The organism is Sphingomonas rustica (genome assembly GCF_039652585.1).
Classification (GTDB): domain Bacteria; phylum Pseudomonadota; class Alphaproteobacteria; order Sphingomonadales; family Sphingomonadaceae; genus Sphingomonas; species Sphingomonas rustica.
In genome coordinates this window covers 195,406-220,970 of sequence record NZ_JBDIZK010000002.1, presented here as the reverse complement: position 1 = coordinate 220,970, position 25,565 = coordinate 195,406, and the positions used below count along the sequence as shown (strand labels likewise).

19 protein-coding genes are annotated in these 25,565 nt (G+C 67.2%); 13 read left to right on the top strand and 6 right to left on the bottom strand.

Annotated features, from left to right (window positions below; all coding sequences use genetic code 11):
• Positions 1 to 184: 184 nt before the first annotated feature.
• Together TPR58_RS03975 and TPR58_RS03970 are read right to left on the bottom strand one after the other, a co-directional pair.
• The gene (locus TPR58_RS03975) at positions 185 to 829 is read right to left on the bottom strand and encodes a hypothetical protein (RefSeq protein WP_346245319.1); all 645 of its coding nucleotides are present in this window, start codon (positions 827 to 829) and stop codon (positions 185 to 187) included.
• A 304-nt stretch (positions 830 to 1,133) separates the two neighbouring features.
• Positions 1,134 to 1,592, bottom strand: coding sequence for a host attachment family protein (locus tag TPR58_RS03970; RefSeq protein ID WP_346245318.1), 459 nt, complete (start codon positions 1,590 to 1,592; stop codon positions 1,134 to 1,136).
• Positions 1,593 to 1,733: 141 nt separating this feature from the next.
• Between TPR58_RS03970 and serS the strand changes: the two genes are divergently transcribed.
• The 6 genes from serS to TPR58_RS03940 all read left to right on the top strand — a co-directional run bounded on the left by serS (position 1,734) and on the right by TPR58_RS03940 (position 7,944).
• On the top strand, positions 1,734 to 3,020 hold the full coding sequence (serS, locus tag TPR58_RS03965) for a serine--tRNA ligase (protein ID WP_346245317.1): 1,287 nt from the start codon (positions 1,734 to 1,736) through the stop codon (positions 3,018 to 3,020).
• Between the two features lie 48 nt (positions 3,021 to 3,068).
• Complete coding sequence (locus TPR58_RS03960; RefSeq protein WP_346245316.1) at positions 3,069 to 4,103, top strand: peptidoglycan DD-metalloendopeptidase family protein; 1,035 nt, start codon at positions 3,069 to 3,071, stop codon at positions 4,101 to 4,103.
• Positions 4,103 to 5,101, top strand: coding sequence for a potassium channel family protein (locus tag TPR58_RS03955; protein WP_346245315.1), 999 nt, complete (start codon positions 4,103 to 4,105; stop codon positions 5,099 to 5,101). Before TPR58_RS03960 ends, TPR58_RS03955 begins: the two co-directional genes overlap by 1 nt.
• 41 nt (positions 5,102 to 5,142) lie before the next feature.
• Positions 5,143 to 5,499, top strand: a complete 357-nt coding sequence (locus TPR58_RS03950; protein ID WP_346245314.1) for a DMT family protein — start codon at positions 5,143 to 5,145, stop codon at positions 5,497 to 5,499.
• A gap of 65 nt (positions 5,500 to 5,564) precedes the next feature.
• On the top strand, positions 5,565 to 6,893 hold the full coding sequence (gene rimO, locus TPR58_RS03945; RefSeq protein WP_346245313.1) for a 30S ribosomal protein S12 methylthiotransferase RimO: 1,329 nt from the start codon (positions 5,565 to 5,567) through the stop codon (positions 6,891 to 6,893).
• A gap of 124 nt (positions 6,894 to 7,017) precedes the next feature.
• Positions 7,018 to 7,944, top strand: a complete 927-nt coding sequence (locus tag TPR58_RS03940; protein ID WP_346245312.1) for a hypothetical protein — start codon at positions 7,018 to 7,020, stop codon at positions 7,942 to 7,944.
• A gap of 21 nt (positions 7,945 to 7,965) precedes the next feature.
• Here TPR58_RS03940 and TPR58_RS03935 read toward each other — a convergent pair whose 3' ends face one another.
• Positions 7,966 to 10,299 (bottom strand): hypothetical protein, encoded by a 2,334-nt coding sequence (locus TPR58_RS03935; RefSeq protein WP_346245311.1) that lies wholly within the window; start codon positions 10,297 to 10,299, stop codon positions 7,966 to 7,968.
• A gap of 252 nt (positions 10,300 to 10,551) precedes the next feature.
• Here TPR58_RS03935 and TPR58_RS03930 point away from each other — a divergent pair, with 252 nt between their 5' ends.
• The gene (locus TPR58_RS03930; protein WP_346245310.1) at positions 10,552 to 11,946 is read left to right on the top strand and encodes a leucyl aminopeptidase family protein; all 1,395 of its coding nucleotides are present in this window, start codon (positions 10,552 to 10,554) and stop codon (positions 11,944 to 11,946) included.
• A 36-nt stretch (positions 11,947 to 11,982) separates the two neighbouring features.
• Here TPR58_RS03930 and TPR58_RS03925 read toward each other — a convergent pair whose 3' ends face one another.
• Positions 11,983 to 13,020, bottom strand: coding sequence for an alpha/beta hydrolase (locus TPR58_RS03925; protein WP_346245309.1), 1,038 nt, complete (start codon positions 13,018 to 13,020; stop codon positions 11,983 to 11,985).
• Between the two features lie 177 nt (positions 13,021 to 13,197).
• Here TPR58_RS03925 and TPR58_RS03920 point away from each other — a divergent pair, with 177 nt between their 5' ends.
• On the top strand, positions 13,198 to 14,532 hold the full coding sequence (locus TPR58_RS03920; RefSeq protein WP_346245308.1) for an MFS transporter: 1,335 nt from the start codon (positions 13,198 to 13,200) through the stop codon (positions 14,530 to 14,532).
• Here the strand turns inward: TPR58_RS03920 and tpiA are convergent.
• Entirely contained in the window at positions 14,504 to 15,250 is a 747-nt protein-coding gene (gene tpiA, locus TPR58_RS03915; RefSeq protein ID WP_428835689.1) for a triose-phosphate isomerase, read from the bottom strand. The genes TPR58_RS03920 and tpiA overlap by 29 nt on opposite strands.
• Before the next feature lie 127 nt (positions 15,251 to 15,377).
• Here tpiA and TPR58_RS03910 point away from each other — a divergent pair, with 127 nt between their 5' ends.
• Positions 15,378 to 17,318: a peptidylprolyl isomerase gene (locus TPR58_RS03910; protein ID WP_346245306.1), complete on the top strand. Its 1,941-nt coding sequence runs from the start codon at positions 15,378 to 15,380 to the stop codon at positions 17,316 to 17,318.
• 7 nt (positions 17,319 to 17,325) lie between these two features.
• Positions 17,326 to 18,813 (top strand): anthranilate synthase component I family protein, encoded by a 1,488-nt coding sequence (locus TPR58_RS03905; protein ID WP_346245305.1) that lies wholly within the window; start codon positions 17,326 to 17,328, stop codon positions 18,811 to 18,813.
• Positions 18,814 to 18,832: 19 nt separating this feature from the next.
• Here TPR58_RS03905 and TPR58_RS03900 read toward each other — a convergent pair whose 3' ends face one another.
• Complete coding sequence (locus tag TPR58_RS03900; protein WP_346245304.1) at positions 18,833 to 19,264, bottom strand: hypothetical protein; 432 nt, start codon at positions 19,262 to 19,264, stop codon at positions 18,833 to 18,835.
• Positions 19,265 to 19,373: 109 nt separating this feature from the next.
• Here TPR58_RS03900 and TPR58_RS03895 point away from each other — a divergent pair, with 109 nt between their 5' ends.
• The 3 genes from TPR58_RS03895 to rpoB all read left to right on the top strand — a co-directional run bounded on the left by TPR58_RS03895 (position 19,374) and on the right by rpoB (position 25,559).
• Entirely contained in the window at positions 19,374 to 20,138 is a 765-nt protein-coding gene (locus tag TPR58_RS03895) for a phosphodiester glycosidase family protein (protein WP_346245303.1), read from the top strand.
• Positions 20,139 to 20,182: 44 nt separating this feature from the next.
• Positions 20,183 to 21,169 carry a prolyl aminopeptidase gene (gene pip, locus TPR58_RS03890; protein WP_346245302.1) on the top strand — a complete coding sequence of 329 codons (987 nt, stop codon included), beginning with the start codon at positions 20,183 to 20,185 and terminating at the stop codon, positions 21,167 to 21,169.
• A 232-nt stretch (positions 21,170 to 21,401) separates the two neighbouring features.
• The gene (rpoB, locus tag TPR58_RS03885) at positions 21,402 to 25,559 is read left to right on the top strand and encodes a DNA-directed RNA polymerase subunit beta (RefSeq protein WP_346245301.1); all 4,158 of its coding nucleotides are present in this window, start codon (positions 21,402 to 21,404) and stop codon (positions 25,557 to 25,559) included.
• Positions 25,560 to 25,565: the final 6 nt, after the last annotated feature.

Below are 25,565 nucleotides of genomic sequence, written 5' to 3'. Positions count from 1 at the left end.
GCCGACAAGAGACGATAGTTGTGGTCCAGTAACGTCATCGCGTCGACCAGGCAGCTCGACCATAACTGTGCCGAACGTGGACATTAACCATGTCACCTGCGGGCCAAACCCGATTTCGGCGCCAAGTATATGGTTAATGACCGTTAATTGCGTTGCGCTTAATGGTTTGTTTTGCACTTTCCACTCACTCGGTTTGGGCAATCCGCTGGACATGCCGTCGCGCATCGCGAGCCAGCAACGGGAAGAGTGGGACAATCATGTCGGTTCGCATGGCTTTGGCGAAACTTTGCGCGTGCGCTTGCGGCGGCGCGCTTGTCGGGGGCGGCGCGGTGCACGTCGTCGAAAGCAAGCCCAAGCCACGGGCGCAGGTCGCGAAGAAAGTGGTGACCAAGAAACGCGTCGTCCGGCGCACGGTCGCCCGGACCGCGCCCAGGCGGGTGGTACGCCGCACGGTGACCACCACCCAGGCCCAGTGCGCGCCCGCGGTGGTGACGGTGACCAGCCAGGGCGCCCCCGTTCCCCTGCCCCCGCCGATCGGCGAAATTGCAACGGGAAGTTCGGGCGGCGGATCGTCGGGCGTGATCGGCGGATCCACCGGCGGTGGTTTCGTCGGCGGGTTCTTCGCAGGCGGTTTCTTCGGCAGCTCGGGCAGCGGCAGCTCGTCGGGCAGCAGCGGGATCAATATCGAGATCAGTTCGACATCCTCGACCGGCGGATCGTCCAGCTCGACCTCGTCAGGCGCGACCTCGTCCTCGACATCGACCTCATCGGGGATCTCGACGAGTTCGTCGACCTCCTCCTCGAACAGCTCCTCAACCTCTTCGTCCACATCGTCGTCGTCGAGTTCATCGACCTCCAGCTCGTCCTACGGATCGAGCTCCAAGGGTTCGTCGAGCTGGGGCCATTCCTCGGGCTGGCACGGGTCGAGCGGCTGGCATGGGTCGTCCAGCCATGGCGGATCGTCGCATGGCGGATCCTCGGGACCGTCGCCGGTCCCCGCCCCGCCGATGATCCTGCTGTTCGGTGGCGCGGCGGCGGCCCTGGTCGCCCGAAAGCGCCTGGCAAAGAAGAAAGCCGAGACGGCGTGACGACACGGGCGGCCGATCGCCGCCCGTGTCGCGCCGGATTTCGGCCTATTCCGCAGCGGAGATCAGTGCCTCGATCTCCGACACGGGATGCTTGGTCAGGTCCTTGTCGATCTCGCCGGCGAGGCGGTCCGACACTTCCTTGTGATAATGTTTGCGCAGTTCGCCGAGCGTCCGCGGCGGAGCGACGATGATCAGCGATTCGAACTCGCCGCGCAGCGCACGTTCCTTCAGCAACTGGGCCGTTTCCGCCGCGAACCGGTCCTCTTCCTGCTGATGGAAGTCGGTCTCCTCGACATTGCTGCCCGACGACCAGTTGGCCCCGCCGGTGCGTGTCGAAGACGCCCGGCCGGCCTGGTCGGTCGACTGGTCGAGATCGGACGGGTTCTGGTCGACCCGCTTCTTTTCGATCTGAAGATTGAGGTGCTCGGCATCGCCCTCGTTGCGGAAGAACATCATCTTCCTGCCATCGGCGACGACGACAAAGGCGTTGTGGGACACACGCATGGGGATCTCCTCTGGTTGTTGTCAGGGTAACCCGCCCGCGCGGTGCGGGTTGCGGTCGCCGGCCCCGGAACGTGCCGACATGCGCCGACCAGCCCCAAAGCCGGGTTGCGCACGCCGCCGCCCCCGCTAAATGCCGAGCCCATGCATGACATTCGCTCCATCAGGGATAATCCGGCCGCGTTCGACGCGGGCCTGGGCCGCCGAGGCCTCCAGCCCGCCGCCGCCGGGATCGTTGCGCTCGACGAACGCCGCCGCGCGCTGCTGACCGAGATCCAGGCGGGACTGGCCCGCCGCAACGAAGCCTCGAAGGCGATCGGCGCCGCCAAGGCCCGGAAGGACGAGGCGACGGCCCAGGCGCTGATGGCGGAGGTATCCGCGCTGAAGGAACGGCTCCCGGCCATCGAGGCGGAGGAAAAGGGCATCGCCGACGAGCTGGGCGGCCGGCTGGCGTCGCTGCCCAACCTGCCGCTGGGCGACGTGCCCGCGGGAGCGGACGAGAATGACAATGCGCTGGTGCATGAGCGCGGCTCTCGTCCCGACTTCGCCTTCGCGGTGAAGGAGCATGACGCGATCGGACCCGCGCTTGGCCTGGACTTCGAAACCGGCGCGATGCTTGCCGGTTCGCGCTTCACCTTCGTCCGTGGATCCGCGGCCCGGCTGCACCGCGCGCTCGGGCAGTTCATGCTCGACACGCTGACCGCCGACCATGGCTATGAGGAAACCGTCGTCCCGCTGATGGTGCGCGACGAGGTCATGTTCGGCACGGGCCAGCTGCCCAAGTTCGCCGAGGACAGTTTCCAGACCACCGACGGGCGCTGGCTGATCCCGACCTCGGAAGTCAGTCTGACCAACACCGTGCGCGAGCAGATCCTGAGCGAGGAGGCCCTGCCGCTGCGCTTCACCGCGCTCAGCCCGTGCTTCCGTTCGGAGGCGGGCGCCGCCGGACGCGACACGCGCGGCTATATCCGCCAGCACCAGTTCGAGAAGGTCGAGATGGTGTCGATCGTGACGCCGGAGACGTCCGACGACGAGCATGAGCGCATGACGGCCTGTGCCGAGGACATCCTGACGAAGCTGGGCCTGGCGTTCCGCCGGATGAAGCTGTGCACCGGCGACATGGGCTTTTCTGCCGCGCGCACCTATGACCTCGAGGTCTGGCTCCCGGGCCAGGGACGCTATCGCGAGATCAGTTCCTGCTCGACCTGCACCGACTTCCAGGCGCGCCGGATGAACGCGCGCTATCGCCCCGAGGGCGAGAAGGCCACGCGCTTCGTCCACACGCTCAACGGGTCCGGCCTGGCGGTCGGCCGCACCGTCGTCGCCGTGGTCGAGAATTATCAGCAGGAGGATGGCTCGGTCGCCGTGCCCGAGGTGCTGCAGCCCTATCTGCGCGGCCTGAACCGGTTGGAGCGCATCTCGGCTTCCTGAACCGGACCGGCTTGCGCTATAGTCGGGGCTTCCGGGGGGAACAGAGATATGTGGATTAGGGGAGCTGCGCTGATCGCGCTCGCGCTGACGACCGGTTGCACGATGGTACCGCCGATGGCCCAGCGCGCATCGGCGGAGCCCCCTTCTGCCCCATATCGGGACACATGGTCTCCCCCGGCGTCGGCGCACGTCGCTCCGCCGACGGCATGGCAGGCCCGCCCGGTACTGGCGGATGCGATCGAGGTCGCGGCCACCACCTATATCGTGCGACAGGGCGATACCTTGCGGCTGATCGCCGAACGGACGGGCGCAGGCAGCGAAGCGATCGCCCGCCCCAACAATCTCGTCCCGCCCTATGCGGTGCGCCCGGGCCAGCGGCTCTTCATCCCGGGGGGCCGCTATCATACCGTCCACGAAGGCGAGACCGGGATCGCGATCGCCCGCGCCTATGCCGTGCGCTGGAGCCGGATCATCGCCGCCAACGCGTTGAGCGAACCCTATGTGCTGCGAACCGGCCTGAGGCTGCTGATCCCCGCGGTCGACGACAGGTCGGAGGCGCGAGGCGATCGGGTCCAGGTCGATCTCGACGACATCGTGACGGGCACCCGGCCCGCCCTTGCCCTCGCGGACCGCGCCGAACCGGCAGCGGCACCGCACCGATCCGGGACCCTGCCCGGCGAGATGCCTTCGTCGCTGCGACCGCCGGCGTCGCTGCAATGGCCGCTGAAGGGAATGGTCGTGACCCGCTTCGGCCCCGGCCGCAGCGGCGAGCGCAGTACGGGGATCAAGATCGCCACCCCGATCGGCACCCCGGTGATGGCGGCGGCCGACGGCGTGGTGGCCTATGTCGGCCGGGACGTGCCGTCGCTGGGCGGACTCGTCATCCTGCGTCACGGCGGGACATGGACCAGCGTCTATGGCCATGCCGGGCAGTTGCTGGTGCGCCCCGGCCAGACGGTGCGGCAGGGCGAGATGATCGCGCTTTCGGGGAATTCCGGGCGCGCGGATCGGCCCGAGCTGCATTTCGAGCTTCGCGACGGGCGCAGCCCGGTCGACCCGCTGACCCGCCTGCCCCAACGCTGATGCTTCCGCCCGCCACGCTCAAGCGCAAGTCGAGCCTCCCGATCTGGGTGTCGATCGGCTGGCGCGTGCTGGCGGTGGTGGCGCTGCTTGCGCTTGCGATCGGAGTCCACTGGATCGAGCGCGACGGGCTGCGCGACAATGCCGACGGACATGTCAGCTTCCTCGACATCATCTATTTCACGTCGATCTCGATCACGACGACCGGCTATGGCGATATCGTGCCGGTCAGCGACGCGGCGCGGATGTTCGATGCGTTGATCGTCACGCCGATCCGCGTGTTCGTGGTGCTGCTGTTCCTCGGCACCGCCTATAATTTCGTTCTCAAGCGTACCTGGGAGAGATGGCGGATGGCGATGATCCAGCGAAACCTGACGGGCCACATCATCATTGCCGGCTATGGCAAGACCGGCTCCGAAGCGGTGGACGAGCTGGTGGCGCGCGGCGACCGGCCCGACCGGTTCGTGGTGATCGACACCGATGCGGAGGCGCTAACGGCGGCCAAGTCGTGCGGCTGCATCGTCATGCAGGCCGACGGCACGCGGGACGAGGTGCTGAACCAGGCGCGCATCGGCCAGGCCCAGTCGATGATCATTGCCGCCGGCCGCGACGACACGTCGATCCTGATCACGCTGACCGCGCGCCACCTGGCGCCCGAACTGCCGATCAGCGTCATCGTGCGCAACGAGGACAACGAGCTGCCGGCGCGCGCCGCGGGTGCGACGACGGTGGTCAATCCGGTCAGCTTCGCCGGCCTGCTGCTCGCCAGTTCGTGCAACGGGCCGCATATCGCCGACTATCTGACCGACCTCGCCTCCTTCCACGGCCAGGTCCAGCTGACCGAGCGCGCCGTCACCGGCGACGAGGTCGGCAGGCCGCTGAGCGCGATCCAGACCGGCATCGGCCTGCGCCTCTATCGCGGCGGCGTCGGCCATGACCGCAAGGCGCCCGAGGCCGCGGCGCTGGAGGCAGGCGACATGATCGTCGAGATCATCAGCTGATCCCCGCTTGACGCGGCGCGCAACGGGGTGATGGTGCGGACATGTTCACGCCGCTCACCGCCCGCATCCTGCCGATCGTCATGCTCGCCCTGTCGAACGTCTTCATGACCTTCGCCTGGTACGGCCATCTCAAGCACAAGCAGGCGCCCCTGCTCGGGGTGATCCTGATCAGCTGGCTGATCGCGCTGCCCGAATATCTGCTGGCGGTGCCGGCCAACCGCTGGGGCAGCGACGTCTATTCCGCAGCCCAGCTCAAGGCGATCCAGGAGGTGATCACGCTGAGCGTGTTCGCCATCTTCTCGATCCTGTGGCTGGGCCAGAAATTCACGATCAACCACCTGATCGGCTTCGTCCTGATCGGCACGGGCGCCTTCTTCATCTTCCGCGCGCCGGTGTGACGGATCGCCCGCGGAACAGCCCCAGCTAGCATTTCGCGCGAAAATCCCTATGTCGCCGGCCAATCATGGCAACCAAACTTCCTGAAGCGCCGCGCGTCGGCATGGTCTCCTTGGGCTGTCCCAAGAACCTGGTCGACAGCGAACGCATCCTCACCAAGCTTCGCTCGGACGGCTATGCGATGTCCGCCGACTATTCCGGCGCGGACGTCGTGCTGGTGAATACCTGCGGCTTTCTCGACAGCGCGAAGGAGGAAAGCCTGGAGGCGATCGGCGAGGCGATCGCGGAGAATGGCCGCGTCATCGTCACCGGCTGCATGGGCCAGGAAGCAGAGACGATCCGGGCGCGCTTCCCCAATGTGCTCGCGGTCACCGGCGCGCATCAGTACGAGCAGGTGGTCGATGCGGTGCGCGAGCATTCGCCGATGCCGGCCAACGCCTTCCTGAACCTGGTGCCGGAAAGCGGGCTGAAGCTGACTCCGCGCCACTACAGCTATCTGAAGATCTCCGAGGGCTGCAACCACCGCTGCGCGTTCTGCATCATCCCGTCGATCCGCGGCGACCTGGCCAGCCGCCGGCCCGATGCGATCCTGCGCGAGGCTGAGAAGCTGGTCGAGGCGGGCACGAAGGAGCTGCTGGTCATCAGCCAGGACACCTCGGCTTACGGCGTCGACATCCGCAAGGAGCCGCGCATGTGGAAGGGGCAGGAGGTGATCCCGCACATGACCGACCTGGCGCGCGAGCTGGGCCGGATCGCGCCCTGGGTGCGGCTCCACTATGTCTATCCCTATCCCCATGTCGACCAGGTCATCCCGCTGATGGCCGAGGGGCTGGTCCTCCCCTATCTCGACATCCCGTTCCAGCATGCCAGCCCGCGCGTGCTGCGCACGATGCGCCGCCCGGCCAACGAAGCGAAGGTGCTCGAGCGGCTGAAGACCTGGCGCGCCATCTGTCCCGATATCGCGATCCGCAGCTCGTTCGTCGTCGGCTTCCCCGGCGAGACCGAGGAGGATTTCCAGTACCTGCTCGACTGGCTGGACGAGGCTCAGCTCGACCGCGTCGGCGCCTTCCGCTTCGAGCCGGTCGAGGGTGCCGCTGCGAACGCCCTGCCCGATCCGGTGCCGGAGGAAGTGAAGGAAGAGCGCTATGCCCGCGTGATGGAGCGGACTGCGGCAATTTCCGCCGCAAAGCTCCAGGCGAAGATCGGGCGCACGCTCGAGGTGATCATCGATGAGGTCGGCGACGAGGGCGCCACCGGACGCTCGCAGGCGGATGCGCCCGAGATCGACGGCGAGGTCCATCTGCGCGATGCCGGGCATCTCAGCCAGGGCGACATCGTCCAGGTCGAGATCGAGGATGCCGACGACCACGACCTGTTCGGCGTTCCCCTCGCCTGAGGCCGGTCGGCGCCGCAACGTCGGGCGCCGCACCATATCCGCGACGAACAGGGTCATGCCCGCTGGGAATTAGTCCTGCGGCCTCGCTGTGCCTATGATGGCCTGAAAAGCCAACGGAGGTCGCATGATCCGTCGCGCGCTGCTTGCAGCCCTGTGCCTTAGCCTGTCCGCTGCGGCGTCGCCCGATATGGCGCCCGGCGCCACGCGCATCACCCGCGTCGATCCGCTCCGCATCGACGACGATGATTTCGCCCGCCACCGCGATCCCGCCGAATGGCGCGGACTGAAGGTTGAGAAGATCGAGTTCCGCGAGGAACGCGCGAAGTGGCGGTTGTGGCGGATCACCAGCCAGACGAAGCCGCGCGGCCCGCTCTGGTTCGTCCCCCACGACAACGAGAATGGCGGGTTCGAGGCAGCTCTCGTCTCGATCCGCAACTATGGCGGCACCATCGTCGCGGTCGACGCCGGGATTGCCCCGGATCATGACGGGCAGCGGTTCAACTATGCGGTCGATTACGGCAAGCCGGTCGATCCCAACCGCAATTTCGACAGCGCCCTGCCCGGCTATGCCCGGCGCATTCTCCAGACCCACCGCCCTTCCGACGGGCCGATCATCGCGCTGCACAGCAACCAGAAGGGCTTCGATACCCGCGAGTCCAGATGCAACAAGTCGGATCCGCCCGGCAACGGCATCATCTCGATCCGCTATTGCGACGATTTCTACACGCCGCATCCCTCGCAGACGCGCAGCTTTCCGTTCGATGACGACGACACCGTCGCCTTCGTCACCCACCCGACCGGACGGGACCCCGCCCGGTCCTTCTGCTGGAAGCTGACGCAGAACGACTTCAACGTCGTCCAGGAACGCGTGGTCGTCACCGACGGATCGGCATCCAACTATGCCGTGCTGCACGGGCTGGACTATCTCAACTTCGAAACGCTCGACAGCGGCAACGAGCCCGCGGCGCTTGCCGATCAGCGCGACCGGCTGGTGGCGATGATCGACCGTGCACTCGCCCTTTGCGCCCCGCAGGTGACCCGCGCCCGCTGACCCGTCGCGCGGGGCGCCGCCTCACTTCTTCTGCGCGGCGGCGCGGACGGCGAGCGAACGGCGGAAGGCGGCGGCCATGCCCGGATCGCCCATCACCTGCACGTCGAACACGCATTCGGCAAAGGCCGCCTTGTTGTTCGCCAGTGGCCGACACAACCGTTGCGCGGCCTCGTCCTCGATCGGGCGGATCGGCGGGCGGCCTCTCGCGGGGATCGAGGGCACCTTCGGCACCGCGCTGCAGCTGCTGCCCTGCTTGGGCGGCCAGCCGGGATCGGCGAAGGTGGCGGGCGACGTGCCTGCGGCATAGTCGAACAGGCTGTTGGCGGGCGTGACCCGCCACGCGTTGGCGAACTTCTGGTTCAGCAGCATGTCGCGCGCACCGAGCGCGGCGGGCATCGGGCCGAAGCGGAACCCGTCGGGCGCCATCGGCAGCCATTGTCCGACCGGGATCAGCCCGAACGTGCCCTCGCGCGCCGGCGTGTCGAGCACCTCGATGTTGAGATACCAATAGCCTTGCGACGACCAGTAGTTGGAGGTGATCAGAACGCGGGTTCCGTCGGGCGCGATCACGTCGATGCCATCGCCGATCGATACCGGCGAGATGCTGCCGCCGCCCAGCGTCAGCCGCCGCCGGAGCGCGCCGACCGCTCGACCGTCGACGCGCAGCGCCATCCGCTCGCCTTCCTGTTGATAGGTCACGCGCCGCGTCCCGATCCGCAGCGCGGCCGCGGTGTAGAGGCTGACGCAGCTCGAAAGACCGGTATAGGGGTTCGCGCCGGGCACGAAGCTGGTGGTCACCGGCGTCTGCCGCGCCTGAAGCTCGAACCCGTTGCTGGAGTTGCGCAGCGCGACGAACTCGCCCGCCGACTGGAAGTCGTAATTGATGCCGTTCACGGTCGTCAGGTGCGGGTCGCCGCGACCGGACGGATCGGCGCTCGGGTCGGTGTTGCACATCGCTCGGAAAACATTGACCGCCTCGACACCGACCGCACTGCCTTCGTCGAACTGCGGCATCGTGGGCGGCACTGAAGGCACGCCACCCAGCCCTTCCACCGCACCGCGCAGGATCGTGTTGCAATAGCCGGGGATCTCGTTTGACAGATGCGGGAAGCGGCCTGCGCTGGCCTGGACATGGCAGCCCGAGCATTCCCCGGGTACGAAGGTCGGCGAATGCGACAGCGCGTTTTGCGGCCAGGAGGCGAGAACGATCGGGTCGTAGCGGTTGGGCGCGACCATCGGCAGATCGTTCCGCAGCTGTCGCATCTTGTACCCCGGCCGCAGTTCGACCTCGGGATGGATGATATAGGGATTTTCGCCGGCATGGCAGTCGGTACACATGCCCGCGTCCGGATCGGTCAGCTCGGCGCCGCCGCCCTGATAGCGCAACGCCGGATCGATCGCGCCATTGGGCAGCCCGATCGGGATTCGCTGGCCTGAGGGAAAGGAGAAGGTCAGGCCGCCCTTCTGATTGTCCCAGAAACAGGTCTTCGACGTGGTCTTGCTCAGGCAGATGACTCCATCCAGCGCAACCTCGGTCATCGTGTCGTCGCTATAGCGCGGCAGCGCGATGCACATGCCGGTCGGCGTCTCGAACGTGCGGACCTCGGCGGGTGTCCGGACGATGAACTGGCGATTCTTCGGAATGAAGCCCTGCGACTTCCATCCCGCGGTGCCGTTCGGGTCCATCTGGTTGATCGTCGGCGGGATCGGCACGCCGGCGGCGGCACATTCGTTGATATAGGCCTGCCCCTGGTTGACCGTCGACAGGAAGACCACGCCGCCCTTGGAAATCGCGAAGTCGCGCAGCTTCAGCTTGCGCTCGATCTCGGGCGGAAGCTGGAACTTGCCGCCGCTCCAGATCGTCTCGCCCCGCTTTTTGCGCTCGGCGCCGCCCAACGGAAGGTTCCAGGTCAGCTGGTAGCGCAGCGCGCCCAGCTTGCTGCCCAGCCGCTCGTCCTCGATCGTCCGTTCACCGCCGCGCTTGCGACTGCGCGCCAGCAGCCAGTCGAGCCCACGCTGGCGCAGCACCAGCGCCGCCTGGCCGCGTTCCTCGACGCCCGCCATCAGCCGCTTATCGAACGCGCGATAGGCCGAGCGGTCCGCGTCATCGACCTTGCGCAGCAGCACTGCGCGATACCAGTCCTGGGCACGGGAGACCCATTCGAGCGTCGGCACAACCTCCTCGCCACGCGCGTCGAACATCGCGCCGTGGCCGACATAGGCGATCGGCTCTTCGCCCTGCTCCTGCGCAATGGAGGGTTCGGGAATCGCGGAAAATTCCAGGACCGCGGCGAAGCCGACCGATGCGCCCGCCAAAGGCAGATAAGGCAATAGTTTCGAGATCGGCAAGAACATGGGACAAACTCCAGCCAGAGCGCAACCTCGACTCGATTTACCCGTTTCTAATGGTTACAGTCTATGATCGACAGTCATCGGCGGTCAAACCGGTACCTCAACTTACGACTCCGATCTGATTACATCTTCGGTAATGACTGGTGTAAGCTCAACCCTCACCACGACTTTAGGTCGCGTCCTCACGCGCGCGCCGCATTCCGAAATCTGGTTTCCGCACTAGTCGTCCGGCGCGCGGGTGCCTAAATCATCGCCATGCCTGACCCAAACACGCTCGTTCAGCCCGATCGCGGCCAAGCCGCTCGCGCCATCCACCTCGTCGATGCCAAGGGCTTTGATGCCTGGCTGACCGCGCAACCGCCGCGCCACCGCGCCGCGGTCGCCGCGCAAAAGCTGGCGGCCACGCCGCATGCCAGCGCGATCCTGCCGAGCGACAATCCGGAAGACTGGTCGGTGGTCGCGATCGTCGCGAACAAGGACAAGCTGACGCCCTGGTGCCTCGCCCGCCTGGCGGAAACGCTGCCCGAGGGCAGTTACCGCGTCGAGGGCGCCGAGCCCGGCAAGGCGATCTATGGCTGGCTGACGGCCCAGTACAAGTTCGATCGCTACAAGAAGAAGGACGACAAGGCGCAGGGCCCGCGCGTCCTGCTGACCGGCGATCCCGCGCGCATGGACGAGGCGGTCCGCCTTGCCGCGGTGACGCTCAAGCTGCGCGACTGGATCAACACCGGCGCCAATGATTTCGGCCCGGCCGATGTCGAGGCTGCCGCCGCGGACATCGCCAAGGCGCACGGCGCGACGCTGACGGTCACCAAGGGCCCCGAGATCGAAAAGGGCTATGGCATGATCTGGGCCGTCGGCAAGGCGGCCGGCAAGGGCCGCGAGCCGCGCCTGATCGAGATCGAATGGGGCAATCCCGATCATCCCCGCGTCGCGATCGTCGGCAAGGGCGTGTGCTTCGATTCGGGCGGCCTCGACATCAAGCCGGCGGCCGGCATGCGGCTGATGAAGAAGGACATGGGCGGCGCGGCGCATGCGCTGGCGATCGCCGAACTGGTGATGGGCGCACGCCTGCCGATCCGCCTTCACATGCTGGTCCCGGCCGTCGAGAATTCGATCTCGGGCGAGGCCACCCGCCCCGGCGACGTGATGCAGTCGCGCAAGGGCGTCACGGTCGAGAACAGCAATACCGACGCCGAGGGTCGCCTGATCCTGGGCGACGCGCTGACCAAGGCGGCCGAAGCCAATCCCGAACTGGTGATCGACTTCGCGACGCTGACCGGCGCGGCCCGGGTCGCGCTGGGCACCGATCTGCAGGCGCTGTTCGCCAATGACGACACGCTGGCCAGCGACCTGATCGCCGCCGGCGAGGCAGAGGCCGACCCGATCTGGCGGCTGCCTCTCTATGACCCGTACAAGGATCTGCTGAAGTCGGACGTCGCCGACATGCTGAACGCGGCCGAAACGCCTTGGGGCGGCGCATTGACGGCAGCGCTGTTCCTCAAGGAATTCGTTCCTGAAAAAGCGCAGTGGGCGCATCTCGACATCTTCTGCTGGCAGGGCTCGCCCAAGCCGGGCCGCCCCAAGGGCGCCGACGCGGCGGGCCTGCGCGCGGTGTGGAAGCTGCTGAAGGACCGGTACGCCGGCTAGGATCGAAGGCCCCTTCCCGCACGGGAAGGGGCCCGGTCATCGCCAGGCGAGGTGACGCGCAAAGAAGGGCAGCATCTCGGTCGCGACGCGGCCGTCCGCACCCCAGATCCGGTCGCCCCAGCCGCCCCGATATTCCTCGGCCTCGTACGGCACGCCGAAAGCGTCGAGCGTCCGGGCAAAGGCCTGGATCGACACGATATGATCGTAATTGGGGTCGTTGCGGCCCCAGTCGAACATGAACCCCTTCAACCGCTTCAGATTGTCCGCAGTCGCGGCGACCTGCCGGTCGAGGAAGAAGGCAGCGTTCAGTCGCTCCGCGACCGCGGCATCGACCTCGATCCGCCCGTCTTTCAGCCTCGCAGGCGGTACGAAGTGAAGCGGCGCGCGCGTCCGGTCGGGCAGGAACGCCTGGAAGATCGAGGTGAAGATCAGCGAGAAGCCGTTGTCGCGCAGGTCGTCGATCGATCGGGCGCGCTGCATCAGGCTCCAGTCCGGCCGGGAAAACATCGTCTGCAGCCCCGGCCCCATGCCGATCGGGTGAAGCGCATAGACCGACGAGAAAACCTCCGGATGGGTCATGCCGAACCGGATCGCGCCATGCCCTCCCATCCGGTCGCCCGCCACGCCGCGCCCGTCGCGCGATGCGATCGTCCGGTAGCGCGCATCCACCCAGGGGATCAGGTCGCGGACCATGAAATCCTGCCAGTTCCCGGTCACGGCCGAATTGACGTACCAGCTTCCGCCGGCGGGCGTCGTGAAGTCCGCCGTCACGATGATGACGCCGGGGATCGCGCGACGCGCGATCGCGGCGTCGACGACCGCCGCCGCGTCGCTATTGGCCCAGATCGCCCGATCGTCCTCGAAAAAGCCCGTCAGATAATAGATGACCGGAAATCGCCGACCGGGTTCAGCATAGTCGTCCGGCAGATAGACGGTCACGCCGCGCTGGAGCGGCAGGCCGAGCACGTTGCCACTCAGGCTGGGCGCGCCGATCCGGTGGTGTTCGATCGCGCCCGCCGTCGCGGCACTTGCCGTCAGGACCAGCGCGAACCAGCACAGCATGCGAAGGATCATTTCGCCCTCCCTTCCCGATCGTGCAGACATATCCCGATCCGATTGCCTCGCCAATGGTGAAGGTTCGGCTGGCCTGCATCGGGGAGATGGTTCAGAACCGCACGCGTGACCTCGACTTCCGCCGAACCGGCCGTCCGAACGCCGCCCCGGGGCGCGTACCGCCCAGGGCTGACGCTCGTGGCGTGCATCCTCGCGTCAAGCCTCGCCTTCATCGACGGGTCTGTCACCAATGTCGCGCTTCCCGCGATCGGCGCGGACCTCCACGCCAGCCCGGCCGAGCTGCAATGGACCGTCAACGCCTATCTCCTGCCGCTGTCGGCGCTCCTGTTGCTGGGCGGCGCGGCGGGCGACCATTATGGCCGGCGCCGGCTGCTGATCCTCGGCATCGCGCTGTTCACCATCGCGTCGGTCGGCTGCGCGGTCGCGAGGGATCTGAACCTGCTGCTGACCGCGCGGGCGGTGCAGGGCATCGGCGCCGCGATCCTGCTGCCCAACAGCCTCGCCGCGCTCAGCCACGCCTTCACCGGCGAGGCACGGGGCAAGGCGATCGGCACCTGGGCAGCGGTCGCCGCCATTGCCGGGGCGGTCGGGCCGCCGCTCGGCGGCTGGCTGGTCGATACGATCGGCTGGCGCTCGATCTTCTTCATCAACCTGCCGATCGCGCTGGTCGCGATCGCGATCGCCTGGCGCTTCGTCGAGGAAAGCCGCGCCGGCGAGCAGCCGCTCGACTGGCCGGGCGCCGTCAGCGCGACGCTGGCGCTCGGCGCACTGACCTGGGGCCTTACCCTCTGGTCGAGCCGCGGTGCGATCGATGCCGAAGTCGTCGGCGCCCTGGCTGCGGGCATCGTCCTTGCCGGGGCGTTCGTGTGGATCGAACGGCATCGCGGGGCACGGGCGATGATGCCGCTCGACCTGTTCGCCTCACGCGCCTTTGCCGGGCTGACGATCCTGACCTTCTGCCTCTATGGCGCACTTGGCGGCGTGCTGCTGCTCCTGCCCTATGTGCTGATCGAGGCGAGCGGCTACTCCGCGCTCCAGGCCGGGATGGCGCTGCTGCCGCTGCCGCTGGGGGTCGGCCTGGCGTCTCCGCTGATGGGACGGTTGACCACCCGCCTCGGCCCTCGCCTGCCACTCACCTTCGGCCCGATCGTCGTGGCGACCGGCTTCGCGCTCATGCTGCTGGTACAGGAAGGGGGCGACTATTGGACGCAGGTGCTGCCCGGCGCGACGCTGATAGCGCTCGGCATGTCCTGCGTCGCCGCGCCGCTGACCACGGCGGTGCTGGCCAGCGTCGACGACCGTTACACCGGCACGGCCTCGGGCTTCAACAGCGCCGTCGCGCGGGCCGGCGGCCTGATCGCGACCGCGATCGCGGGCGCGGTGATCGCATCGGCTGGCGCCGCGCTGGTCTCCAGCTTTCACGCCGCATCGCTGGTCGGCGCCGCCACCGCCCTGTTCTCGGGCGTGGCGGCCTATCTGACGCTCAGCCCAGGGCAGCCGCAGCCTCGATGATCGGCACGAACTTCTCCGCCGTCAGGCTCGCGCCACCCACCAGCGCCCCGTCGACATCGTCCACCGCCAGGATCGCGCCGGCGTTCGCGCCGGTCACCGATCCGCCGTACAGGATGCGGATGCCGCGCGCCGCATCGCCCACCATCATCCGCAGCTTGGCGCGGGCGATCGCATGGATCGACGCGATCTCGTCCAGCGTCGGCGTGCGCCCCGTCCCGATCGCCCAGCGCGGTTCATAGGCAAGCGTCAGCCACTCGGGCGCGGCTCCGTCGGGCAGCGATTTCTCGATCTGCGACTGGACGATCCGCTCGGCCCTTCCCGCGTCACGCTCGGCCTCGGTCTCGCCGCAGCACAGGATCACCCGAAGCCCGTGACGGCGCGCCGCCGCCGCCTTGGCCCAGGCGTCGTGGCTCGTCTCATGCTGGTCGGCGCGGCGTTCGGAATGGCCGACGATCGTCAGCGTCGCGCCCAGATCGACCAGCATCGGCGCCGAGATACAGCCGGTATGCGCACCCTTGTCGGCGTCGTGCACGTCCTGAGCGCCGATCGGCATGCCCCCGGCAACGGCGATGGCGGGCTCGATCAGGGTGAAGGGCGGGCACAGCGCGACATCGACTCCGGGATTCGCCCGCGCTGCCGCTGCGATCGCGGCAATCTCGGGCAGGTCGCCTTTCAGGCCGTGCATCTTCCAATTGCCGGCCACCAGCTTGCGGCGCATATCCATCTCCCTGTCCTGAAATCGCTTTCGAAGCCGATAGAGGGCGGATCGCCATCCGCGCAAGCTTGATGGCCGGCGGTGCTCGCCCTAAAGCAGCCTCGACGCTTCCTCGAACGAACGGTCCCTGATGCTCGGTTTCTTTCGCAGTTTCGCCAAATCGCGTGGCGGTCTCATCGTGGTGTTCCTGCTGCTCGGCCTGATCGCCGTGGCCTTCGCGCTGGGCGACGTCACCGGCCTGAGCAACCCCGCGGGGCCGAAGGGCGCCGTGGTCGCCACCGTGGGCAAGCAGAAGATCACCGACACCCAGGTGCGCGAGGTCATCGACCGTTTCATCACCCAGGCGCGTCGCAACGGCCAGAACATCACGATGGAGCAGTTCCTGGCCCAAGGCGGGCTGGATCTCGCGGTCAACGAGCTGATCAAGTCCGCCGCGCTCGAGGAGTTCGGCAACGACACCGGCATCCGCGTCGACAATTCGGTGGTCGATGCCCAGATCGCGAACACCCCGGCGTTCCAGGGCGTGGACGGCAAGTTCAACCAGGACCAGTTCAACCGCGTGATCGCCGATGCGCGCATCTCCGCCTCGGCGCTGCGCGACGATTTCGCCCGCGAACGGCTCGAGACCTGGCTGCTCGACTCGCCGGCGTCCGGCAATTTCATGCCCGCCAAGTTCGTCGCCCCCTATGCCGCGCTTCCGCTGCAGCGCCGCACCGGCGAATTCACGATGCTGCGCTGGCAGGACGCCGCCTTCCCCGGTGAGCCCGACGACAAGACGCTGGCGGCCTATTACAACGCCAACCGCGCGGCCTACATGATCCCGCAGCGGCGCGTGATCCGCTATGCGATGGTTCCCAAGGACTATTTCGCCACACGCGCGGCACCGACCGAAGCCGAAATCGCTGATGCCTATCGCAAGTCCGCGGACCGTTTCGCCGCGACCGAGAAGCGCACGATCCGCCAGCTCGTCATCCTCGATCAGGCGGGCGCCAACAGCGCGGCCGCCGAGGCCAAGGCCGGAAAGTCGATCACCGACATCGCCAAGGCTCGCGGGCTCGAGCCGCGCGTATTCGATGCGGTCGACAAGGCGACGCTGACCAAGGCGAGCTCGGCCGAGGTCGCCAACGCCGCCTTCGCGGCAGCGCAGGGCGGCGTGGTCGGCCCGGTCCGCGCGCAGGGCGGATACGCCGTGCTGCAGGTCGAGACGGTCGAGAAGATCCCGGCAAAGACGCTCGACCAGGCGCGTGCCGAGCTGACGAGCGAGCTGACCACCGCCAAGACCATCCAGTCGCTGGCCGCACTGCGCCAGTCGATCGAGGACGGCATCGGCAACGGCCAGACCTTCGACCAGCTGATGCAGGCCGCCAAGCTGACTCCGCAACAGACCGCGGCCATCACGGCCGCCGGCATCAACCCCGACGACCCCAACAGCAAGCCAGATCCGGCACTCGCGCCGGTCGTCCAGGGCGCGTTCGGCATCGATCCCGACTCGCAGGATCCGGTCATCGTCCCGATCGACCAGGAAGGCGGCTTCGCCGTCGCCGCGATCTCGCGCGTCGTTCAGCCGGCCGCTCGACCGATGGCGAGCATCCGCAAGCAGGTTCGCGACGACTATCTCAAGTCGGAAGCGATGAAGGTTGTGCGCGCCAATGCCGAAAAGCTGGTTGGCGAGATGAAGAAGGGCACGCCCATGGCGCAGGCGATGGCGAAGCTCGGCATCCGCGGCGTGCCGCCCAAGGCGTTCGACGTGAAGTTCGGCGACCTGACGCCGCAGGCGGGTCCGCAGGCTCAGCTGGCGTTCAGCATGCCGGCCAAGAGCGCGAAATGGGTGCAGTCGCCAGACCGCCAGGGCTATTTCGTCGTCTATGTCGCCACCATCCAGGAAGGCGATGCCCGCGGCAATGCCCAGCTGATGGCGGGCGCCACCACCGCATTGTCGCGCACCACCGCCGCCGAGCGTCGCGAAAGCTTCCTCGAGGCGATCAAGCGTCATGTCGGCGTGACCCGCAACGAAGCGGCGATCGGCACCCTGCGCGCCAATCTGCTCCAGACCGGCATCGCGACCCGCTGAGGCAATCATGATCGAAGGCATCGACGCCGCCAGGACCGCGCTCGCCGACGGGCGCCCCGCGCTCCTCTGGCGGCGTCAGGTCGCCGACACGGACACCCCGGTCGCCGCTGCGCTCAAGCTGATCGAGCCGGGCCGGGGCGACTTCCTGCTGGAATCGGTCGAGGGCGGCTCGATCCGCGGCCGGCACAGCCTGATCGGCCTCGCGCCCGACCTCGTCTTTCGCGCCACCGGCAATGAAGCGGAGATCAACAGCGCCTGGCTGACCGACCGGGAGGCGTTCGCACCCTGCGATGCGCCGACGCTCGATGCGCTCCGCACGCTGGTGGCGGAGTGCCGGATGGATGTGCCCGCCGAACTGCCGCGGGCACTTGCCTGCCTGGTCGGCTATTTCAGCTACGAGACGATCGGCCTGGTCGAGCGACTGCCGCGCCCGGCGGAAAATCCGATCGGCGTCCCCGACATGATCTTCGTGCGGCCGACGGTCGTGCTGGTGTTCGATCGCCTCGCCGACAGCCTGTTCCTCGTCGCCCCCGTCTGGCCCGGACAGGATCCGGAGCTTGCCGCCGAACGGATCGACGCGACCGCCGCACGGCTGGCCGGCGCCACGCTGCCCGCTCCGGTTCGCTGCGATCCCGCACCGATCGCGCTCACCCCGAACCTCGCGCCCGGCCGCTATGGCGAGATGGTCGCCCGGGCGAAGGACTATATCGCCGCCGGGGACATCTTCCAGGTGGTGCTGGCACAGCGGTTCACCACCCCCTTCACCCTGCCGCCCTTCGAGCTCTATCGCTCGCTGCGGCGGATCAACCCGTCACCCTTCCTCTATCATCTCGACCTGCCCGGCTTCTCGCTGACGGGCTCGAGTCCCGAGATCCTGGTTCGCGCACGCGACGGCGAGGTCACGATCCGTCCGATCGCGGGGACGCGCCCGCGCGGCAAGACCGCGGCGGAGGACGAGGACAACCGCACCAGCCTGCTGGCGGATGCCAAGGAATGTGCCGAGCATCTCATGCTGCTCGATCTGGGCCGCAACGATGTCGGGCGCGTCGCCGAGGCGGGCAGCGTCCGGGTGACCGACAGCTATACCGTCGAATTCTACAGCCACGTCATGCACATCGTCTCGAACGTGGTCGGCCGGCTGGCGCCCGACAAGGATGCGCTCGACGCGCTGTTCGCGGGCTTTCCCGCGGGCACGGTCAGCGGCGCGCCGAAGGTCCGCGCATGCCAGGTCATCGCCGAACTGGAGCCGGAGACCCGCGGCCCCTATGCCGGCGGCGTCGGCTATTTCTCGCCCGACGGATCGATGGACAGCTGCATCGTCCTGCGGACCGCGCTGGTGAAGGATGGGGTGATGCACGTCCAGGCCGGCGCCGGCATCGTCGCCGACAGCGATCCCGCCTATGAACAGCGCGAGTGCGAGGCCAAGGCAGGCGCATTGTTCGCCGCCGCGCGCGAGGCGGTCGCCAGGGCGGAAGAGGCCGGGTTCGGGCAATAGGCCCGACCCGGCACCGTCCTCACTTGTCGTCGTTGTCGGGCGCCTGTTCGCGGGCCTGCCGCGCCTTCGCGTCCAGCCGTTCCTGATACCATTGGCGGATCATCTGACGATTGCATCCGGTCTGCCCGCCCGTTCCGATCGGCGAGCAGCTGTTCGGGATGCCCGCGCGATTGACTTCCTCGACCGTCTCGAACCGGTTTGACCAGGCCTGGGCCGAAGGCCCCTCGGCCGGCTTGTCGCGAAAACGCTTGGGGATACGATAGGGCGAATCGCCGCCATCGGCGCACACGACGATCTCGTCCGGATCGGTCGACTTCGGGCATTGCTCGCTGCCGAACAGGATCACGCTGCGCACGCGCTTGGGCGGATCCTGCGGCGGGCTCGCATCCTGTGCCATCGCCGGGAACGCCAGAAGCATCAACGGCGCAGCCAGCGCCAACTTCACGATCATGAAACCTCCACTCAACGCCCCGTTAAACGCCCGTGCGCCGTGCACAGTTGCCCGGCATTGTGACCTGAATGCGGCTTGTTTCAGCGGATTTGCCGATTAAGTCGGCGCGATGACGACGATCGCCCGGCTGCTGACCACGGCTGCCCTCCTGACGCTTTCGGCCTGCGGCGCCCCCGATAGCCGCAACGGCATCGATGCCGCATGCTCGGTGACGCAGTTCGAGGGGAACGAGTTCACCCTGTGCCGTGCCCAGCCGGGCAAGCATGACCTGATGCTGGTGAACAAGGGCGACGCCGGCGCGCCGATGCGCGGCTTCGACACGCTCGACCGGCGGCTGGGCGACCGCTTTGCCCGCCTGGCCTTTGCGATGAATGCGGGGATGTTCGACGGCAAGGGTCTGCCCATCGGCTATTATGTCGAGGATGGCGCGGTGCAGGCGCCGCTCAACCGCCGCTCCGGGCCCGGCAATTTCCACCTCAAGCCCAATGGCGTCTTCTACGGCGATGCGCGCGGCTGGCACGTCGTCACCACCGAACAGTTCGCCGCCGGCAAGCCCGACCATGTCCGCTTCGCCACCCAGTCGGGTCCGATGCTGGTGATCGGCGGCAAGCTTCATCCGCAATTCGCCGACAACGGCGTCTCGCTCCAGATGCGCAACGGGGTCGGCGTCTCGCCGGACGGATCGGCATGGTTCGCGATCAGCAACGAGCCGGTGTCGTTCGGGCGCTTCGCCCGCCTGTTCCGCGACCGGGTGAAGGCGCCCGATGCCCTGTATCTCGACGGCTCGGTGTCCCGCCTCTGGGACCCGGTCAGCGGCCGCAAGGATTCGGGCGCGGAGATCGGGCCGATCATCGTGGCACTCCAGCGCAAGTGAGCCCGCCCCTTCCCTTGCCGGCGGAAATCGGGGAGCATGGCCGCATGCTCAGGACCCTCTATCCGTCGATCGAACCCTATGAGATCGGCATGCTCGACGTCGGCGACGGACACCGCATCTATTATGAACGGTGCGGCACCCCCGGCGCCAAGCCGGCCGTCTTCCTGCACGGCGGCCCGGGCGGCGGCATTTCCCCGGCGCATCGCCGCCTGTTCGATCCCGCGCGGTACGACGTGCTGCTGTTCGACCAGCGCGGCTGCGGCAGGTCGACGCCCCATGCCGCGCTCGAGGCGAACACCACCTGGCACCTGGTCGCCGACATCGAACGGCTGCGCGAGCGTGTCGGGGTCGAGCAATGGCTCGTCTTCGGCGGATCCTGGGGCTCGACGCTCGCCCTCGCCTATTCGCAAAAGCATCCGGAGCGGGTCAGCGAGATCGTCCTGCGCGGCATCTACCTGTGCACCCGGCCCGAGCTCGACTGGTTCTACCAGTTCGGCGTGTCGGAACTCTTCCCCGACAAATATGAGCGGTTCGCGGCGCCGATTCCCGTGGAGGAGCGCGGCGACATGCTGGCCGCCTATCACCGCCGCCTGACCACCGGCACGCGCGAGGACCAGATCGCGGCAGCGCGGGCGTGGAGCCTGTTCGAGGGGGAGGTCGTCACCCTTCTTCCCGATCCCGGCCTGTCGGCCCAGCATGACGAAGGCGACTTCGCCCTCGCCTTCGCGCGGATCGAATCGCATTATTTCGTCCATGGCTGCTGGCTGGAACCCGACCAGCTGCTGACGGGTGCGGCGACGCTGCGCGGCATTCCCGGCACGATCGTCCATGGCCGCTACGACATGCCCTGCCCGGTTCGCTATGCCTGGGCGCTGCACCAGGCATGGCCGGAGGCGGACTTCCACCTGATCGAGGGTGCCGGCCATGCCTTTTCCGAACCGGGCATCCTCGACCAGCTGATCCGCGCCACCGATCGCTACGCCGGAAAGGAGGCGGACCAGGGTCGCGATCCAGGGACCGGGACCCTGTAACCCCCGAGTGCATTTGACACTCGCTGCCCCCATCCCTATATCGCAGCCAGCACCGGATCCGGGAAATGACGCGCCGTCGCGCAGCGTGTCGATCGAATAGGACTGGAGCACCTACAGGACGCCGAAGCTGCCGAATTCCATACGGGAAGTCGCGCGGCTTTTTCGCGTCCTGTCGCACGTCCCGGCCCCGGGCAGGGGCACCGAAATTACGGCTGACGAGGCAAAAACACCCATGGCAACCAAGGCAATCGAGGGCGGCACCGTTAAGCGCCGCATCCGCAAGGTGTTCGGCGACATCCACGAAGTGGTGCAGATGCCGAACCTGATCGAGGTTCAGCGCGAATCCTACGAACAGTTCCTGCGCTCCGACCCCTCGATCGGCTATGTGTCGGGCCTGGAAAAGACCCTGCGCTCGGTCTTCCCGATCCGCGACTTCGCCGGCACCGCCGAGCTCGATTTCGTGACCTACGAGCTGGAGCAGCCGAAGTTCGACGTCGAGGAATGCCGTCAGCGCGGCATCACCTATGCGGCGCCGATGCGCGTTACCCTGCGCCTGATCGTGTTCGAGGTGGATCCCGATACGGAAGCCCGCTCGGTGCTCGATATCAAGGAGCAGGACGTCTACATGGGCGACATGCCGCTCATGACCGAGAACGGCACCTTCTTCATCAACGGCACCGAACGCGTCATCGTCAGCCAGATGCACCGCTCGCCGGGCGTGCTGTTCGACCATGACCGCGGCAAGACCCATGCCTCGGGCAAGTATCTGTTCGCGGCGCGCGTGATCCCGTATCGCGGCTCGTGGCTCGACTTCGAGTTCGACGCCAAGGACATCGTCAACGTCCGTATCGACCGCAAGCGCAAGCTGCCGGTCACCACGCTGCTGTACGCGCTGGGCCTGAACGGCGAGGACATCCTCAACTATTTCTACAACCGCGTGACCTTCCTGCGCGGTCCGGGCGGCTGGCAGATTCCGTTCCAGCCCGAGAACTGGCGCAGCGCGAAGCCGGCATTCGACATCGTCGATGCCAAGTCGGGCGAAGTCGTGTTCGCGGCTGGCCAGAAAATCAGCCCGCGCGCAGCCAACAAGGCTGCCAAGGATGGTCTCGAGACGCTGCTGATCCCGACTGAGGAGATCTTCAACCGCTACAGCGCCTATGACCTGATCAACGAGACCACCGGCGAGATCTATATCGAGGCGGGCGACGAAGTGTCGGCCGAGAATCTCGAAAAGCTCGATAAGGCCGGGATCGATCGCATCGAACTGCTCGACATCGATCACATCGCCACCGGTCCGTGGATCCGCAACACGCTTGCGGTCGACAAAGCCGAGGAGCGCGAGCAGGCGCTGTCCGACATCTACCGCGTCATGCGCCCCGGCGAGCCGCCGACGCTCGAGACCGCGGAGTCGCTGTTCGCCGGCCTGTTCTTCGATCCGGAGCGCTACGACCTCTCGGCCGTGGGCCGCGTGAAGCTGAACATGCGCCTCGAACTCGACGCGCCCGACACGGTCACCACGCTGCGCAGCGAGGACATCCTGGCCGTCGTCAAGACGCTGGTCGACCTCAAGGACGGCAAGGGCGATGTCGACGACATCGACAACCTCGGCAACCGCCGCGTCCGTTCGGTGGGCGAGCTGCTGGAGAACCAGTACCGCGTCGGCCTGCTGCGCATGGAGCGTGCGGTCAAGGAGCGCATGTCGTCGGTCGACGTGTCGACCGTCATGCCGAACGACCTGATCAACGCGAAGCCCGCGGTCGCCGCGGTGCGCGAGTTCTTCGGTTCGTCGCAGCTGTCGCAGTTCATGGATCAGACCAACCCGCTCTCCGAAGTGACTCACAAGCGTCGCGTCTCGGCGCTCGGGCCGGGCGGTCTCACCCGCGAGCGCGCGGGCTTCGAGGTCCGCGACGTCCATCCGACCCATTATGGCCGCATCTGCCCGATCGAGACGCCGGAAGGTCCGAACATCGGTCTGATCAACTCGCTGGCGACCTTCAGCCGCGTCAACAAGTACGGCTTCATCGAGACGCCGTACCGCAAGATCGTCGACGGCAAGGTGACCAACGAGGTCGTCTACCTGTCGGCGATGGAAGAGGCCAAGCACACCATCGCGCAGGCGAACGCCGAGCTCGATGCCGAAGGCCGCTTCCAGGAGGAGCTGGTTTCGGCTCGTCAGGCAGGCGAGTTCCTGATGGCGATCCCCGACACCATCACCCTGATGGACGTGTCGCCGAAGCAGCTCGTCTCGGTCGCAGCCTCGCTGATCCCGTTCCTGGAGAACGATGACGCGAACCGCGCACTGATGGGCTCGAACATGCAGCGTCAGGCCGTGCCGCTGGTGAAGGCGGAAGCGCCCTTCGTCGGCACCGGCATGGAAGAGACGGTTGCACGCGACTCCGGCGCCGCGATCGGCGCACGTCGCGCCGGCATCGTCGACCAGGTCGACGCGTCGCGCATCGTGATCCGCGCCACCGGCGACGTCGAAGCCACCGAGAGCGGCGTCGACATCTACTCGCTGATGAAGTTCCAGCGTTCGAACCAGTCGACCTGCATCAACCAGCGCCCGCTGGTGAAGGTGGGCGAAGTCGTGAACGCCGGCGACATCATCGCCGACGGTCCGTCGACCGAGTTCGGCGAGCTGGCGCTGGGCCGCAACGCGCTCGTCGCGTTCATGCCCTGGAACGGCTACAACTACGAGGACTCGATCCTGATCTCCGAGCGGATCGTGAAGGACGACGTGTTCACGTCGATCCACATCGACGAGTTCGAGGTCATGGCCCGCGATACGAAGCTCGGGCCCGAGGACATCACCCGCGACATCCCGAACGTCGGCGAGGAAGCGCTGCGCAACCTCGACGAGGCGGGCATCGTCTATATCGGCGCCGAAGTGGAGCCGGGCGACATCCTGGTCGGCAAGATCACCCCCAAGGGTGAATCGCCGATGACGCCGGAAGAGAAGCTGCTTCGCGCGATCTTCGGCGAAAAGGCCTCGGACGTGCGCGACACCTCGCTGCGCCTGCCCCCGGGCGTTGCCGGCACGATCGTCGACGTCCGCGTCTTCAATCGCCACGGCATCGACAAGGACGAGCGCGCGATGGCGATCGAGCGCGAGGAGATCGAGCGCCTGAAGAAGGACTCGGACGACGAGCGCAACATCCTGAACCGTGCGACCTGGTCGCGCCTTCGCGAGATGCTGATCGGTCAGGTGGCCACGGCGACGCCGAAGGGCCTGAAGAAGGGGTCGGAGATCGACCAGGACCTGCTCGACTCGGTCGACCGCCACGAGTGGTGGAAGTTCGCCGTGCAGGACGACAAGGCCCAGAGCGATCTGGAAGCGGTCAAGGTCCAGTATGACGAGGCGGTGAAGCGGATCACGGACAAGTTCCAGGATCGTCGCGAGAAGCTGGAGCGGGGCGACGAGCTGCCGCCGGGCGTGCTCAAGATGGTCAAGGTCTTCGTCGCGGTGAAGCGCAAGCTGCAGCCGGGCGACAAGATGGCCGGCCGTCACGGGAACAAGGGTGTCATCTCGCGGATCCTGCCGCAGGAAGACATGCCGTTCCTTGCCGACGGTACGCCGGTCGATCTCGTGCTGAACCCGCTGGGCGTGCCGTCGCGCATGAACGTCGGTCAGATCTTCGAGACGCATCTCGGCTGGGCTGCCCGCAACCTCGGCATGCAGATCGCCCAGGCGCTGGAGGACTGGCGTGACGCCAATCCCAATGCGCAGCCGGGCGAGATGCCGGACGCGGTCAAGTCGCGCCTGATCGAGGTCTATGGCGATCACTACGCCGCCGACATCGAATCACGTGACGGTTCGCAGCTCGCCGAGCTGGTCCAGAACGTGCGTACCGGCATTCCGATGGGCACCCCGGTGTTCGACGGCGCGCGGGAATCGGACGTGTCCGACATGCTGACGCTGGCCGGTCTCGATACGTCGGGCCAGTCGACGCTGTATGACGGCCGCACCGGCGACGCGTTCGACCGCAAGGTGACCGTGGGGATCATCTACATGCTCAAGCTCCACCACCTGGTCGACGACAAGATCCACGCGCGTTCGATCGGGCCGTACAGCCTGGTCACCCAGCAGCCGCTGGGCGGCAAGGCGCAGTTCGGCGGTCAGCGCTTCGGCGAAATGGAGGTGTGGGCGCTTCAGGCGTACGGCGCCGCCTACACGCTGCAGGAAATGCTGACGGTGAAGTCGGACGACGTGGTCGGTCGTACCAAGGTGTACGAGGCGATCGTCAAGGGCGACGACACGTTCGAGGCGGGCATTCCGGAGAGCTTCAACGTTCTCGTCAAGGAAATGCGCTCGCTGGGCCTGAACGTGGAGCTCAAGGCGCTCGAGGAAGCCACGGACGACGGCGGCGATCTGGCCGAGGCAGCGGAATAAAGGGAC